The organism is Massilia sp. Root133 (assembly GCF_001426525.1).
GTDB classification, from domain to species: domain Bacteria; phylum Pseudomonadota; class Gammaproteobacteria; order Burkholderiales; family Burkholderiaceae_D; genus Telluria; species Telluria orientalis.
Genome location: NZ_LMEW01000034.1, coordinates 455,465 through 471,460, shown reverse-complemented (window position 1 = coordinate 471,460; position 15,996 = coordinate 455,465). Strand labels below are relative to the sequence as shown.

11 protein-coding genes and 1 tRNA gene are annotated in these 15,996 nt (G+C 68.6%); 11 read left to right on the top strand and 1 reads right to left on the bottom strand.

Annotated elements, in window-relative coordinates:
• The first annotated feature begins 96 nt into the window (after positions 1-96).
• On the top strand, positions 97-1,236 hold the full coding sequence (locus ASD28_RS26540) for a hypothetical protein (RefSeq protein ID WP_056135806.1): 1,140 nt from the start codon (positions 97-99) through the stop codon (positions 1,234-1,236).
• Between the two features lie 18 nt (positions 1,237-1,254).
• Here ASD28_RS26540 and ASD28_RS26535 read toward each other — a convergent pair whose 3' ends face one another.
• Positions 1,255-3,036: an alpha/beta hydrolase gene (locus ASD28_RS26535; protein ID WP_056135802.1), complete on the bottom strand. Its 1,782-nt coding sequence runs from the start codon at positions 3,034-3,036 to the stop codon at positions 1,255-1,257.
• 132 nt (positions 3,037-3,168) lie between these two features.
• Here ASD28_RS26535 and ASD28_RS26530 point away from each other — a divergent pair.
• The 10 genes from ASD28_RS26530 to ASD28_RS26485 all read left to right on the top strand — a co-directional run bounded on the left by ASD28_RS26530 (position 3,169) and on the right by ASD28_RS26485 (position 15,946).
• Positions 3,169-3,239 (top strand) — tRNA-Cys (locus tag ASD28_RS26530).
• Between the two features lie 162 nt (positions 3,240-3,401).
• Complete coding sequence (locus ASD28_RS26525; RefSeq protein ID WP_056135798.1) at positions 3,402-4,427, top strand: LacI family DNA-binding transcriptional regulator; 1,026 nt, start codon at positions 3,402-3,404, stop codon at positions 4,425-4,427.
• Positions 4,424-5,695: an extracellular solute-binding protein gene (locus tag ASD28_RS26520; RefSeq protein ID WP_200948915.1), complete on the top strand. Its 1,272-nt coding sequence runs from the start codon at positions 4,424-4,426 to the stop codon at positions 5,693-5,695. Before ASD28_RS26525 ends, ASD28_RS26520 begins: the two co-directional genes overlap by 4 nt.
• Positions 5,692-6,762, top strand: a complete 1,071-nt coding sequence (locus tag ASD28_RS26515) for a carbohydrate ABC transporter permease (protein ID WP_056135795.1) — start codon at positions 5,692-5,694, stop codon at positions 6,760-6,762. Before ASD28_RS26520 ends, ASD28_RS26515 begins: the two co-directional genes overlap by 4 nt.
• Positions 6,759-7,631, top strand: a complete 873-nt coding sequence (locus ASD28_RS26510; protein ID WP_056135792.1) for a carbohydrate ABC transporter permease — start codon at positions 6,759-6,761, stop codon at positions 7,629-7,631. The genes ASD28_RS26515 and ASD28_RS26510 overlap by 4 nt, the downstream gene beginning before the upstream one ends.
• Before the next feature lie 15 nt (positions 7,632-7,646).
• Complete coding sequence (locus ASD28_RS26505; protein WP_056135790.1) at positions 7,647-8,624, top strand: family 43 glycosylhydrolase; 978 nt, start codon at positions 7,647-7,649, stop codon at positions 8,622-8,624.
• A 32-nt stretch (positions 8,625-8,656) separates the two neighbouring features.
• Entirely contained in the window at positions 8,657-10,993 is a 2,337-nt protein-coding gene (locus tag ASD28_RS26500; protein ID WP_162252968.1) for a GH32 C-terminal domain-containing protein, read from the top strand.
• Positions 10,975-12,063 (top strand): ABC transporter ATP-binding protein, encoded by a 1,089-nt coding sequence (locus ASD28_RS26495; protein WP_056135784.1) that lies wholly within the window; start codon positions 10,975-10,977, stop codon positions 12,061-12,063. Before ASD28_RS26500 ends, ASD28_RS26495 begins: the two co-directional genes overlap by 19 nt.
• Positions 12,060-13,025 carry a carbohydrate kinase gene (locus ASD28_RS26490; protein ID WP_056135782.1) on the top strand — a complete coding sequence of 322 codons (966 nt, stop codon included), beginning with the start codon at positions 12,060-12,062 and terminating at the stop codon, positions 13,023-13,025. Before ASD28_RS26495 ends, ASD28_RS26490 begins: the two co-directional genes overlap by 4 nt.
• Positions 13,026-13,129: 104 nt before the next feature.
• Complete coding sequence (locus ASD28_RS26485; RefSeq protein WP_056135779.1) at positions 13,130-15,946, top strand: TonB-dependent receptor; 2,817 nt, start codon at positions 13,130-13,132, stop codon at positions 15,944-15,946.
• Positions 15,947-15,996: the final 50 nt, after the last annotated feature.

The following is a 15,996-nucleotide window of genomic DNA, read 5'->3' as shown; positions in this document are numbered from 1 at the left end:
TTTTTAATTTTCGCTTCAGGTTCGCGGCGTACCGTTTTCATTGCATATCGGAAGCATTTCTTGCCCTGTCCTTCGTCCCTTTTAAGGCTGTCGCCCGTGAAACTCGCCGCATACCAAGAGCTCGCCCCGCAGGAACTCGCGCCACCGCAACCCGGCGGCCTGGCCATCCTCGGGGACGATCCCGTACAGCACCGCCAGGTCCTCGACAAGCTCGACGAGCTCGGCTTGCGGCCCTATCTCGCGCCGTCTGAACACGGCTGCGGTTTCGCGCTGTCGGCGGACGCCGCGCATGCGCTCGTGGACGATGGCGACACGCTGAACCTGTGCCGCGATCTCGGCCTCGACACCGCCGCGAACATGGTCCACCTCGAACGCGAGATCGTGCTGGCGCTGCTGGCCGCGCCGCGCCTGCTGCGCTTTGCGAGTGCCGCCGAATTCCTGGCGGCGGTCGCGATCCGACGCAACATTGTCGTGGCCGCGCGCGCCACCCAGCTCGCGTTCGGCACGGCCGAAGCGGACCGCCCGGCCAGCCACTGGACGTACGACGAAGACTGCGGCTTCACGGTCTTGCCCGGACGACCGCTGATCGAGGCCCTCACGCTCGCGACGCAGCCCGGCGCGGGCGACGGGCGCATGTACGCGTTCTCCTGCTACCGCGCGACCGAATACGTGATGCTGCTCGGGATCGCGCGCGAACTCGAACGGACCAACCCGCCGTTGCTCGCAGCCTTGCAGCGCCAGTGGGAGACGTCCGCGATCCAGTCGGGCGCCTTCCACGACGTCTTTCTCGTCGAATACGGCTCGTTCGACGCGCCGCTGCCGCCGCGCTGGTACGTGCCGGGCGATCGCGTGTGGTTCCGCAATCCGGACGCGCGCTCGTCGGACGCGTCCGGCTACGAAGGGTCGTGGGTCATCTATCTCGGCAACGGCCTGTTCAGCAATTTCTGGCAACGCGACCGCCCCTACAGCCTGGTCGCGAAATGCCTGGAGATCTACCACTGGCGCCACGGCACGTATGTCGACGCCGCCGGCGACTTGCGGATGAACGAGGCGATCGTCGCTGCGCACGTGGCGGAGACGGCCGCCAACCCGGCCGCGCTGGCGTCCGTCGTCGCGCGCATGTCGCGCCTGCGTGACACGCGCGGCGTGTATGCCGATGGCGGCTGCATCGACGTCTCGCGCGAATTCTCGCGTCCTGTCTGCCCCGGCACCACGGGCATCGTGCTGCCGGGCTGACGGCTGACGGCTCACGGCTCACGGCTCCAGGACGTAGTGGCCGGGCGCATCACGCACGCTGCGTCCTTGTGGAGGCGGCGCCACCCACGGACCGGCCAGGCGGGCCAGCCAATGTTCCCACGCCGGCCACCAACTGCCTTCCCGCACGCGCGTCTCGGCCTGCCAGGTATCGGGATCGACGTACGGCGCGTCGTGCTCGTGCGCGCTCATCTGGTAGCTGCGATTCGGCGTACCCGGCGGCGACACGACGCCCGCATTGTGGCCGCCCGACGTCAGCAGGAATGTCACCGACGTATCGCTCAGCGGAATGATTTTATAGACGGAGCGCCACGGCGCCACGTGGTCCGTCATCGTGCCGACCGCGAGGATGGGGATGTGGATGTCGGTCAGCGCCACCGGCCGCCCGTTCACCAGGTAGCGTGAGCTGGCCAGGCTGTTCTGCAGGAACAGGTTGCGCAGGTATTGCGAATGCATGCGGTAGGGCATGCGCGTGGCGTCCGCATTCCACGAGGCGAGGTCATTGTCCTTGTCGGGGATGTCGAGCAGGTAGTGGCGCAGGCGGCGCGACCAGATCAGGTCGTTCGAGCGCAGCAGCTGGAAGGCGCCCGCCATCTGGCGCGTGTCCAGGTAGCCCTGCTGCCACATCACGGCTTCCAGGAAGCTGACCTGGCTCTCGTCGATGAACAGCGACAGCTCGCCCGGCTCCGTGAAGTCGACCTGCGCCGCCAGCAGCGTCATGCTGGCAAGGCGCTCGTCGCCGTCGCGCGCCATCGCCGCCGCCGCGATCGCGAGCAGTGTGCCGCCAAGGCAATAGCCGCACGCATTGATCTGCGGGGCGCCGCTCTCGCGCACGACCATGTCCAGCGACTCCATGATGCCGTGCCGCCGGTAATCGTCCAGCGACAGGTCGCGGTCGTCGGCCTGCGGATTCTTCCACGAGATCATGTACACGGTGTGGCCATGCTCGACGAGGTAGCGCACGAGCGAGTTGTGCGGGGAGAGGTCGAGGATGTAGTACTTCATGATCCACGCGGGCACGATCAGCAGCGGCACGGCATGCACCTGCGGCGTGACGGGATCGTAGCGCAGCAGCTCGACGAGGTGGTTTTCCATCACGACCTTGCCGGGCGTGATGGCGACGTCGCGCCCGGGCCGGAGGCTGGCGGGCGCCGACGTGCCGGCCAGCGCGCGGCGCATGTCCGTGCCCGCGCGCGCCATGCCGTGCAAGAGGTTCTGCCCGCCGCTGGCGAGCGTGACCTGCTGCACGACCGGATTGGTGGCGATGAAGTTCGACGGCGCGACGCCGTCGAGCAGCTGGCGCGCGACGAACGTGACCACGTCGCCATGGTGCGACGACACGCCCCGCACGTCGGTCGTGGCCCGGTGCCACCATTGCTGCGTGAGCAGGAAGCCCTGGCTCAGCTGGTTCCACGGCCACGCATGCCAGAGCGGATCGTTGAAGCGCTTGTCCTGGGCCAACGGCTGCACGGGCTCGGCCGGCGTGCCGAACATGGCGCTGGTGCTGTACTGCAGCCAGCGCTGCATGTTGTTCATGGCCTGCACGCCCAGCTCCAGCTGCTTGGCGGGCGAGAGGAGCAGGTGGGTGGCCCAGTCGTGCCACGCGCCGGCCAGGGCCGCCGGTGATACGTAGCCGGTCAGGCGCCCCAGCGCGGCGTTGAGTGCGAGGTCGACGTGCGCGTGTTCGAGGCTGGCCTCGGGATAGCGCGGCCGCGCGCCGCCCTGCCACGTGCTGGCCTCGCGCCGCTGTTCGCTTGGCGGGATGTCGGACAGGATGTTCATGATGCGATGCCTCCGAAGCAGGGCTGGAAACACGTTTGACCAGAATCCGGCAGGTAAGTGCCGCACCACGGCGGTGCGTTTGCTTGATATGGCACAGATACCCGTCATGGATACCCGCCTATCATTGTTTACGGCGAGGTAGCAAAGCGGTTATGCGACGGCTTGCAAAGCCGTTCAGACGTGTTCGACTCACGTCCTCGCCTTTCATTCTCCTTCCACACCGCTCCCCCACCTGAAGTTGTTGACCACGGCCCGAAAAGCCGATAGCATTCGGTCAAATGACAACGTTGGACAAATCGCGGCGAAAGACGACCGCGACGCCGACGCTGACCAGTTCGAAGACCCGAAGGGGCGGAGGAGACGAGGTGTCGACCATTCACGATGTCGCCGAAAAAGCCGGCGTATCGATCAAGACCGTGTCGCGCGTGCTCAACGACGCGAGCAGCGTGTCGGAAAAGACGCGCAAGCGGATCGAGCACGCCATGCAGGCGCTCGACTTCGCGCCGTCCGCCGCCGCGCGCATGCTGCGCGGGCGTCCGACCGATCTCGTGGCCGTCATCGCGGACCAGCTCACCACGACCCCCGATTCGTCCGAGATCATCAAGGGCATCCAGTCCGTGTGCGAAGACCTGGGAAAGATGCTCATCATCGGCGAGACGGGCGGACAGGCGCACGTCGCCAGCCGCCTGGTGGCCGACATGCGCACCCGCCGCGTCGAAGCGATCATCTTCGCCACCACGTTCCACCGTCCCGTGACGGTCACCGACACGCTGGGCCAGACGCCGGCCGTGCTCGCGAACTGCTTCGAAGCGGCATCGCGGTTCGCGGAGGTCATCCCGGACGACGAGGGCGGCGGCTATGCGGCGGCCGAGACCGTGCTGCGCGCCGGTCACCGCAAGATCGCGTTCCTGCAGCTGATCGAGGGCATGGTGGCGACGCGCCTGCGCCTGCAGGGGTTTCGCCGCGCCATGCAGGACCACGGCGTACGGCCGAACGACGCCTGGCTGCTGCACGGCGCCACGCCCGGTGTCGAGGACGAGTTCGCGCAGTTGCGGACGACGATCGACGGCCTGTTCGCGGGCGCCGAACGTCCCACGGCCATCCTGTGCGGGAACGACAAGATGGCGATCCGCGTGATCTTCCTGCTGCAGCGGCGCGGCCTCCGGGTGCCGGAAGACGTGTCCGTCGTCGGCTTCGACGACTTCCGGCTTCTGTCGGAGGCGTCCGATCCCGGCCTGACGACCGTCACCCTGCCGTATCGCGAGATCGGTGCACTCGCCGCGCGCCGGGCGCTCGCCAAGGACCTGGCGCCGGGCATCGTCCGCGTGCCATGCCGCGCCGTGCTGCGCGGTACCGTGGCGGCGCCGTCGGGCGGGAAGGCGGGACAATGATGAAACGGGCGCTGCTTCCGGTACTCGCCATGGTGGCGTCGCCCGCCCTGGCGGCGCCCATCGACATTACCGTGTGGCGCCACGATACCGGCGACGCCGAAATGGTCGCGAGCCGGAACATGGTCGACCGGTTCAACCGCGCCCAGGACAAGTGGAAGGTCGTCGTCGAGACGATCCCGCAAGGCACGTACACGGAATCGATCACGGCGGCGTCCCTCGTCGGGCACCTGCCGTGCGTGATGGCGATCGACCAGCCGGCCGTGCCGAACTTCGCGTGGGCCGGCACGATCCGTCCGCTCGACCGGCTGCTGCCGGCGTCGGTAGTGCAACCGTTGCTGCCGGGCGGGCGCGGCACGTACCGGGGACGGCTCTACAGCGTGGGCCAGTTCGACGTCGTGCTGGCGCTGTTCGCGCGCCGGTCGCGCCTCGCCGCCGAGGGCATCCGCGTGGCGACCATCGAACAGCCGTACTCGGCGCGCGAGCTCCACGACATCCTCCTGAAGGTCAAGCGCGCCGGTCATTACCGCTATCCGCTCGACCTGAACGGCAAGTCGACAGGCGAGTGGTTCAGCTATGCCTTCTCTCCCTGGCTCGAGAGCGCGGGGGCGGACCTGATCGACCGCGGCAACTACCTGCGCGTCGACGGTGTGCTCAACGGCGACGCCGCCGTGGGCGTCGCCCGCTACTACGGCCGCCTGTTCAGGGACCGTCTCGCCGAACGCACTCCCGCCGACGACAAGAGCTTCGAACAGGGGCGCTCGCTGCTCCAGTACACCGGGTCGTGGAAGGCGCGCGACTACAGCGAACGCTTCGGCGCCGATCTCGTCGTGATGCCGCCGCCCGATTTCGGCCATGGCCCCCGGATCGGCGCGGCGTCCTGGCAATGGGCGGTGTCGAGCAGCTGTCCTTATCCGGCGGGCGCCGCGGCGTTTCTCGAGCACGTGCTGTCCGCGCCGGAGATGGCCGGGTTCTCGCACATGACCGGACTGGTCCCCGTCACGGCGGATGCCGCGGCGCTCACGACGCACTACCGCCCGGGCGGCGCCTGGCGCATCTATTTCGATTTCGCCGCCCGCTACGCGCGGCCGCGGCCCGCGACGCCGGGCTATCCCGCGATCTCGGCGGCGTTCGAGAAAGCCATGGCGGATGTCCGTGCCGGGAAGGATGCGGCCGAGGCGATGGACGAGGCGGTCGAGACGATCGAACACGACATCGCCCGCAACGGCGGCTACGGATTCATCCGACGCGAAGCGGTGGCGCGCCAATGAAGACGCTGCCCGGCCGCGACCATCCGTTGGCGATCGCCGGCTTCACCGGTCCGGCGCTGCTGCTGCTCGGCCTCTTCCTGCTGTTGCCGCTGCTGTTCGCGGCCGGCGCCACGTTCACCGATCACCGGCTGGTCTCGCCGGAGCCGACCCGCTACGTCGGCCTGGAGAACTACCGGCGCCTGCTGGCGCTGCAGGTGGTCGAGGTGGAGCCGCTGCGCGACGCGGCCGGCGCGGCGTTGCGCGACGAGGAGGGTATCCGCTTCCCGACGTGGCGCCAGACGCGCCGCGCGCACCCTGGCCTGGCGCAATACCGCCCCGCGTGGCAGGTCCGGTTCGGCGAGCGCCGGTTCGTGCTGGCCGCGACGGACCCGCTGTTCTACCGCTCCCTCATCAACACCTTCCTGTTCGCGCTGCTGGTGCTGCCGCTGCAATGCGGCGCGGCGCTGGGGCTGGCGCTGCTGGTGAACCAGCGCATCGCCGGGCGCGTCTTCTTCCGCACCGTGTATTTCGCGCCCGTCGTGACGTCGATGGTGGTCGCGGCTATCGTCTGGTCGTTCATGCTGAACACCGACCGCGGCATGATCAACGAGCTGCTGCGCGCCGTGACGGGCGATCCGAACGTCGGGCCGGACTGGCTGGGCGAGCCCCGCTATGCGCTGCCCGCCATCGCCATCATGTCGGCCTGGCAGGGCGCGGGATTCCAGATGCTCGTGTTCCTCGCGGGCCTGCAGTCGATCTCGCCGGAGCTATACGAGGCCGCGACCCTGATGGGCGCGAATGCGTGGCAGCGCTTCGTGCACGTTACCTTGCCGGGGCTGCGCAACACGATCGTCTTCGTCGTCGTGTCGACCCTGCTGCTGGCGTTCGGCCTGTTCACGCAAGTGGATGTGATGACGCAGGGCGGACCGCTCGATTCGACCACGACCGTCGTGTACCACGCGGTGCGCACCGGCTTCCGCCAGCAGGACATCGGTTACGGCTCGACCATCGCCATGGTCTTCTTCGGCATCGTGCTGCTGGTCGCGGTGCTGCAGCGCGTCCTCGTCGCGCGGGGGGAGAACGCATGAAGCCGTTCCTCCGCACCGCCTTGCTGGCCGCCGTCATGGGCGTGCTCGGGATCGTGTTCGCGGCGCCGCTGCTGTTCATGTTCGCGTCGTCGTTCAAGCGCGACGACGCCATCTTCGCCAACCTCGCCAGCTGGTCCGCCTTCGTCCCCGATGCGGGATGGTCGCTGGCCAACTACGCGGCCATCTTCGAGCGCAGCAACCTCCCGCTGTTCCTGCTGAATTCCACGATCATCGCCGCGTGCGTCGTCGTGGGCGGCGTCCTGGTCAACAGCATGCTCGCGTTTTCCCTGAGCCGCATGCGCTGGCGCGGCCGCCGCGCGGTGCTGGCCGTGGTGGTCGCGCTGATGATCGTCCCGTTCGAAGTCATCGCGATTCCCTTGCTGTCGCTGGTCGCGCGCCTGCCGTGGCCCGGCATCGAACAAGGCGCGCTGACGTGGCACATCGGCTGGTTCAACAGCCTGCACGTGCAGATCATCCCGTTCCTCGCCAACGCCTTCTGCGTCTTCCTGTTCTACCAGTTTTTCCGCGACATCCCGCGCGAGCTGGACGAAGCCGCCAGGATGGACGGCGCCGGACCGTGGACCCTGTTCTTCCGCATCATCCTGCCCAACAGCCGTCCGGTGATCGCGACGGCCGCGATCGTGCTCTTCATCGCGGCGTGGAACCAGTACCTGTGGCCCATCATGGTCGTGCAGGGCGAAGCGGCGCGCCCCGTGCAGCCGGGCATCCAGCAATTCTTCGGGCGTTCCAATTCCTGGGGCCAGATCATGGCCTATGCGTCCGTGGTCACGCTGCCCGTGCTCGCCGTATTCCTCGCGTTCCAGCGCCAGTTCGTCGCCTCGGTGGCGGGTTCCGGCATCAAGGGCTGAATCGATTCAATCATCATGACACTCAAACTCGACGACAAATACATCTGGGATTTCTGGCACTACGCGGAAGGCGGCGCCCAGCACCTGTTCATGCTGCAGGCCGACCGCGCCATCGGCGATCCGGACCTGCGCCACTGGAACGTCTCGGTCGGCCACGCCGTGTCGCGCGACCTGAGACAGTGGGATTACCGCGGCACCGTGTTCGGGCCGTCCGCCGGACCCGCATGGGACGACTTCACGACGTGGACCGGTTCCGTGATCCATGCGGAAGGCCGCTACCACCTGTTCTACACGGGCACGTGCCGTGCCGAGAACGGCCTGCGCCAGCGCATCGGCCACGCCACGTCCGACAGCATCGACGGCCCGTGGATGCGCGTGGGCGACGGCCTCGCGCTGGATCTCGACGCACGCTTTTACGAAGAACATGCGGAGGACCGCTGGCACGACCGCGCCCTGCGCGACCCGTGGGTGCTGCCGGACCGGATCGACGGCATGTACCACATGTTCTTCACGGCGCGCCGCAACGACGGGCCGAAATTCGAGCGCGGCGTCATCGGCCACGCCGTCTCGCCCGACCTCGTGCACTGGGAAGCGACGGCCCCCGTGTACGAGGGCGGCCATTACGGCCAGCTGGAAGTGCCGCAGGTGTTCGCGCGCGACGGGCGGTGGTTCTGCACCTTCTGCAACGTGCGCGACCACTGGGCCGAGGCGCAGCGCGCGCAGCAGGACGGCGGCGTCTCGGGCACGCACTACCTCGTGGCCGAGACGCCGCTCGGCCCATGGCAACCGGCCGAAGGCTTCCTGGATGGCGACGTACCGTGCCGGCGCTACGCGGGCAAGATCCTGCGCGACCCGGTGACGGGCGAGGACTGCCTGATGGCCTTTCTCGATGCCGGGCCGGACGGCCAGTTCGTCGGCCAGATCAGCGACCCGATCCCGCTGCGCTTCGAGCATGGCCGCTACCGGCTGGACGATATTTTGGCACCGGAATGACAACGATGGACAACCATCATGGAGGAGACACCGTGATTCCCTTCAACCATGAAAGGCGGCCGTGGCGGCGCGGCGTGGCGGCAATGCTGCTGGCGCTGCTCGCGCCGGCCCGTGCCGGGGCGGCCACCGACATCGCCGCCTGGCCGCTCGACGAGCAGCGCGGCAGCAGGACGATGGAAGCGGTCTCGGGCCGCTACGACCCCGTCGAGTACGTCTTCAACCATGCCCGCTTCAAGCCGGATTCCGACCCGCTGTGGCGCCCGGCCGGCGCATGCATCAGGGGCGGCTGCCTGCTGTTCGACGGCTACTCGACGGATATCACGGCACCCGGCCTCACGGCGGCGCAGCTGGGCGCCGGCTGGACGATCAGTGCGTGGGTCGCGCCGCATGCGTTCGAATGGGGCGACGGCGGCCAGTACTCGGCGTTCCTGAGCCAGTTCGACGAGGGCAGCAAGACCGGCTTCGCGTTCGGGATGTATCGCTTCGGCACCTGGGGCATCAAGCTGGGGTTCGGCAGCGGGGAATTCGACCTGCGCGTGAGCGACCGCAAGCTGCCCAGGGACGCGTGGTCGCACGTGGCGGCGAGCTACGATCCGCGCGGCCGCGTGGTCCGGCTGTTCCTCGACGGAGAACAGGTGGCCGCCGGCTCGGCGCCGGCGCAGGGCAGCTTCGCGTTGCCCGCGCGGGCGCTGACGATCGGCCGCTATTCGCAGCCGCGCACCGTGGAGGGGGTGTTCCAGCTGAATACCTTCCTCGGCCTGATGGACGAGGTCCGGATCGCGGCGGGCGCCGCGCCGGGCGCGGACATCGCCCGCCGCGTGCATGCGGACCTGGCGGCCCACGGCGGCAGGGCGCCCGCGCTGGCGCAGGCCGATGTCACCATCGCACCGGTCACGTTCGCCGGCGACCGTCATCGTCCGCAGTACCACGCGATGCCGGATTCCGGCTGGATGAACGAACCGCATGCGCCGTTCTACCAGGACGGCCGCTATCACCTGTTTTTCCAGAAGAACCCGTTCGGCCCGTTCTGGCACCAGATCCATTGGGGGCACTGGGCCAGCCCGGACATGGTGCACTGGCGCGAGCTGCCCATCGCGCTGGCGCCGGAAGACGACACGCTCGCGCCGGACGGCATCTGGTCCGGCAGCGCCACGCATGCGCGGGACGGCACGCCGGTGCTGTTCTTCACGGCGGGGAACGACAAGGCGCCCATCCACGAGCGCACCGGGCTCGCGCGGCCTGCGGATGCGGACCTGGTGCGGTGGATGAAATATCCCGTGCCGGTGACCGAGCAGCAGCCGGGCCCCGGGCACACGGGCGATTTCCGCGACCCGTTCGTGTTCCGCGACAATGCCGGCGACCGCTGGTTCCAGCTCGTGGGCTCGCGGATCGCGGGCGGCAGCGGCACGGCGCTCGTCCACGAATCGTCCGACCTCGTCCACTGGCGTTATCGGGGGCCGCTGTTCACGCTCGATGCGAAACGCTATCCCGGCTTCGACAAGACGTTCGAGCTGCCCATGCTGCTGCCGATCGGGATGGGGACGGACGGCCGCCCCCGTCACGTGTTCCTCACGGACGTGGGGGCGCAGGCGTACTACTGGATCGGCGTGTTCGACCCCGCCGCCGCGCGCTTCGTGCCGGACAGCGAGGCCCCGCGCGTGTTCGACCTGGGCGACCACCATTTTTCCGGTCCCAGCGGCTTCGTCGATCCAAGGACGGGACGGACCATCGTGTTTTCGATCGCCCAGGGCGAACGCAGCCTGCGCGACGAATGGGCGAGCGGCTGGGCCCACAACGCGGGCCTGCCCATCACGCTCGCGATCGGCCCGGACGACGACCTGCGCCTGGCCCCCATCGACGAACTCCGGAGCCTGCGCCAGGACCTGCTGCTGGACCTGGCCGACGTCACGCCCGCCGCGGCGGCGGCCCGGCTGGCAACGATCAAGGGCGACGCGCTGGAGGTGGAACTGGAACTCGCGGCGGACGGCCACCCGCGGCGCGGGCTCGTCGTCCGCAAGACGCCCGACGATGCCGAGCACACGGACCTCGTCGTGGATACCGCGCGCAAGCGTTTCGAGATCGACCGCACGCACACGACGCTGGACGCTGGCGCCCGCTCGCGCGGCGTGCAGGGCGGCGCGTTCGACCTGCGCGGCGAGCACGTGCGCCTGCGCGTGTTCCTGGACCGGTCGATGGTGGAAGCCTATGTCAACGAACGCAAGAGCATCACGAGCCGGATGTATCCGTCGCGGCCCGATGCGACCGGGCTCGGTCTGGTCGCGGCGCCCGGCGACCGCGTCGTCAGGCTGAAAGTATGGCGCATGGGCGGGCTGGATGCGGAGGCCTCGGCATGGCATCCATCACGTTGACCGGCGTGGGCAAGACCTACGCCGGCAAGCGCGCCAACCGCGTCCTCGAGAACATCTCGTTCTCGATCGCGGACGGCGAGTTCGTCGTGCTGGTCGGTCCCTCGGGCTGCGGCAAATCGACCGTCCTGCGCATGATCGCGGGCCTGGAAGAGGCGAGCGGCGGCGAGATCCGCATCGACGGCGCGCGCGTCAACGAGACGCCGCCCGCCCGGCGCGGCCTGGCGATGGTGTTCCAGGGCTATGCGCTGTACGCGCACATGACCGTGTTCGAGAACATCGCCTTCGGCCTGCGCCTCGCACGCGTGCCGAAGAAGGAGGTCGAGGCATCCGTGCGCACGGTCGCGTGCATGCTGCAGCTCGAGCACCTGCTGGACCGCAAGCCGCCGCAGCTGTCGGGCGGGCAGCGCCAGCGCGTGGCCATCGGCCGCGCCATCGTGCGCAAGCCGCGCGCCTTCCTGTTCGACGAGCCGCTGTCGAACCTGGACGCCGCCCTGCGCGCCGACATGCGCGTCGAGATCGCGCGGCTGCACAAGCAGCTGGGCGCGACTATGGTCTACGTGACGCACGACCAGGTCGAGGCGATGACCCTGGCCGACCGCATCGTCGTGCTGGGGCCCGCGGGCGTGCAGCAGGTCGGGGCGCCGATGGCGTTGTACGAGCGGCCCGCGAACGTGTTCGTCGCCGGCTTCATCGGCATGCCGAAAATGAACCTCGTCGACGGCGTCGTCGACGCGCAGGGCCGGCTCGCGCTGGGCGGCGTGCCGCTGGACTGGCGCGGCCCGGCCGCAAGCGGCACCCGGGTGACGGTCGGCGTGCGGCCCGAACACCTCGTGCCGGATGCCGCGGGGCCGATCCGCGGCGTCGTGGCGCTCGTCGAGCGGCTCGGCGCGGAATCGCACGTGCACCTGGACGTGGCGGGCCTGTCCCGGCCCCTCGTGGCGGCCATCAGGGACGCGCCGCCGCTGCCCGGCAGCGCCTGGTCCGTCGCGCCCGCGGCCGGCGCGCTGCACGTGTTCGGACCGGACGGCAAGCGTATCGATAGCAATTTTAACCAGCAGGAGGAAGCATGATCGTAGTGTGTGGTGAAGCGTTGTTCGATGTGTTCGCGACGGGGGAGGGGGTAGAGCAGCAGGCGGTCGCCATCGGCCTGTCGGCCTGCCAGGGCGGTTCGCCGTTCAACCTGGCGACCGGCGTGGCGCGGCTGGGCGGCACCGCGTCGTTCTTCGGCGGCCTGTCGCGCGACCTGTTCGGCCGCAAGCTGCACGCGGCGCTGGCGACCGAGGGCGTCGACCTGTCCGCCGCGCCGCGTCCGGACGCACCCACCGCGCTCGTGATGGTCAGCGTCGACGACCGCGGCGTGCCCCTCTACACGTTCTACGGCAGCGGCACGGCCGACCGCATGGTCACCCAGGCCGACCTGGCCGGCGTGCCCGCCGACGCGGCGGCAATCCACGTGGGCTCGTACTGCATGGTCGTCGAGCCGGTGGCGTCCACCTTGCGCGCGCTGGTCGAGCGCCAGCGTGGCCGCAGCCTGATCGTCTACGACCCGAACGTCCGGCTGACCATCGAGCCCGACGTCGGCATGTGGCGCGAGTCCGTGCGCTGGATGCAGCGCCGCGCCGACGTGCTCAAGGTCAGCGAGGAAGACATCCACGCGCTGTATCCGGGCATGCGCGTCGACACGTTCATCGCGGAGTCGCTGGAAGCAGGCGTGGCCCTCGTCGTCGTGACATGGGGCGAGCGGGGCGTGGTGGCGGTCACGCGGTCGCAACTGGCGGTGGAAGTGCCGGCCGTGCCCGTCACGGTCGTGGACACGGTCGGCGCGGGCGACACGTTCCAGGCCGGCCTGCTCGCATGGCTGCAGCGCGCCGGCAAGCTCACGCGGCGCGCGGTGGAAGGCCTGCCCCAGGACGAACTGGTGGAGGCGTTGCGTTTCGCCGCGCGCGCCGCCGCCGTCACCTGCTCGCGCCGCGGCGCGGACCTGCCGTACACGAGCGAACTGGCCGATGTGGAAGGTTTCGAATTTTCTTAAAAATTTTTTCAAAAGAAATGACAACGTTGGACATCCGGTTCACGAGACCGGCAGCTGGAAATACGAAGGTAAAGAAGTCAATATCACACAGGAGATAAATAACGATGCGTTACTCGCTCACCCCCTATATCGGCCGCTCGGCCGCCCTCGTCATCGCGCTGGCACCCGCCCTCGCATTCGCACAGCAGCAGGCCGGCGCGCCCGTGGAGCAGTCCGCGGCCAAGGCCGACGAGCCCAATAACGTCGTGATCGTGACGGGCGTGACCCGGACGACGACGAAGAAGAACGCCACGTTCTCGATCAACACGCTGAGCGCGGAAGACATCCAGCGCCTGGCGCCGATGAGTACCGCCGACCTGCTGGGCAACCTGCCGGGCATCTATGCCGAGGGCAGCACCGCCGGCGAGGCCAGCAACAACATCACGGTGCGCGGCCTGCCCGTGGTCGGCGGCTTCCGTTTCGCGCCGCAGCTGATCGACGGCCTGCCGGCGTACGAGGAATCGGAAGCCCCGTTCCTGAACAACGACGTGTTCGTGCGCGACGACCTGATGACGGAAAGCGTGGAGGCGGTGAAGGGCGGCCCCGGCGGCATCCTGTATTCGAACGGCCTGGGCGCGACCATCAACCACATCACGCGCACGGGCGGCGACCACCTGGAAGGCGGCTACAAGCTCGAATACGCGGACTACGGCTTCATCCGCCAGGACGCGTTCGTGTCCGGCCCGCTGGGCAGGAACCTGACCGGCGCCGTCGGCGGCTACTACCGCAGAAGTAACGGTATCCGCGATACGGGCTACACGGCGGACCGCGGCGGCCAGATCCGCGGCAACGTCATCTACACGAGCGACGACCGCCGGACGACGGCCCGCTTCGACGCCCTCGTCATCAACGACCGCACGGCGTTCTACCAGAACCTGCCGATCTCGGTACCGCGCTTCACCCAGTCCGGCACGCCGGCCCATCCGACGGTCCTCAGCCAGGACACGATCCAGCCGCTGGGCATCGATTTCGCGCACGGCACGACGGCGTCGCCCTACAACCGCCGCTTCAACATGATCGGCGAATACGGCACGCGCACGATCGACCAGGCCGACGGCATCCATCCCGACTTCAAGATGTTCACGCTGAAGCTGGGGCATGACTTCGATTCGGGCCTGAAGGTCACGGCCGGCCTGCGCCGCACGGGCGGCAGCAGCGGGTTCAATTCGGTCTTCACGGGCAACGACACGGCGACCGCGGCCACGTTCCTGAACGCGCGCTTCCAGAACGACGTGATCTCGCCGGCGCATGGGGCGGCGCTGGGCTGCAACCTGAGCAATGCGAAACTGGTCGGCTACTTCAAGAGCGGCACGTGCGCGGACTTCGCCAACATCAGCCGCGAGGACTTCATCGCGAAGTACGGGAAGGGCGCCGGCGTCGTCGGCACCTACCGGAACGACGGCACGCGCGTGGCGCCGACGGCCCTGATGAACTTCCTGGTGCCGTTCATCGCCGACACCGACGCGGCCAGCACGGTCCTCGACCTGAAGGGCCAGCAGACGTTCAAGGCGGCCGGCACGCACGATCTCACGTTCGGCGTGTACCGCAGCCATTACACCTACGATCCGAACTTCCAGGCCGGGCTGCTCGTGTCGGAAAGCGCCCCCAACGCGCGCCTCATCGACCTGACGGTGGTCGACGCCGCCGGCAACCAGGTGGGCCCGTCGCTGACGTCGGGCGGCGCGATCCTGCCCGGCTGGTTCGGCTGGGTCAGCCACATAAAGGCGGACGGCCATGCGGCCTACCTGCTCGACCACTGGGAAACGCTGCAGGGCAAGCTGAAGATCGACGCGGGCGTGCGCTGGCAGGACGTGCGGGCCAACGTCGACCGCCGCGACCGCAACACGGCGGTCGACCTGACGCCGGCGAACGTCGTCGTCGGCTCCGCGCAGGATACCGCGGCGGACAACGAGATCCAGTTCCCCGGCCAGCCCAACCTGCTGAACAAGACCTACCACGGCATGGGCTGGTCGCTCGGCGGCAACTACAGCTTCAGCCGGCCGCTCGCCGTGTATGCGCTGGCATCGTACTCGTTCCGCCTGCCTAGCCTCGAGGACCTCAACAACCTGAGCACTGCGGGCGCAGTGGTGGTGAACGGCCGCCCCGTCGAGCTCAGCGCCGTCGAGCATATCCGCCAGTACGAAGGCGGCCTGCGCTACCTGACGCGCGAGTTCGGCGCCTCCGTCGCGCTGTTCTACAACAAGTTCTCGCCGCGCAGCGCCGTGAACATCTACAAGGACTTCCAGTCGCCGGCATGCTCCACGCTCGGCGGGGTCACGCAGATCAACTCGTGCCCGGACGTGGCCCAGTTGTACCAGCGCGGCGTGCGCAACGTCGGCACGGAGATCGAACTGACCTGGCGTCCGCGCATGATCGAAGGGCTGGAACTGAAGGGTAACGTCGTGGCGCAGAACCCGAAGGTCGAAGGGGCGCGCTACCAGATCACGCAGGAGGACAAGGACCCGCAAGGCGTGATCACGGGCTACCACTACGTGCAGATCAGCGAGGACGGCCGCCGTCCGCGCCGCCTGGCCAAGATCATGGCCAACTTCCAGCCGTCGTACGACCTGCTGGCCGCGACCGGCATCCCGGTGACCGTGTACGGACAATACCAGTACGTCGGCGACCGGTTCTCCGAGGCGACCGATACCAACGTGACCCTGCTGCCGTCGTACCACATCATCAACATGGGCGCGCAATACCAGGTCTCGTCGCGCTGGATGGCGCAGCTGCACGTGGCCAACCTCACGAACCAGTTGTCGTTCACGGAAGGCGATCCGCTGTTCAACGACCTGCTGTCGCCGGACGGCACCCGCAACCGGGGTATCGCGCGGCCACTGTTCGGCCGCACGATCCGCGCCAGCCTCACGTACCGCTTCTGAGCGCCGACGATTGCATCACGGGCGGCCGGCCGGCTGCCCGTCTCCGACAC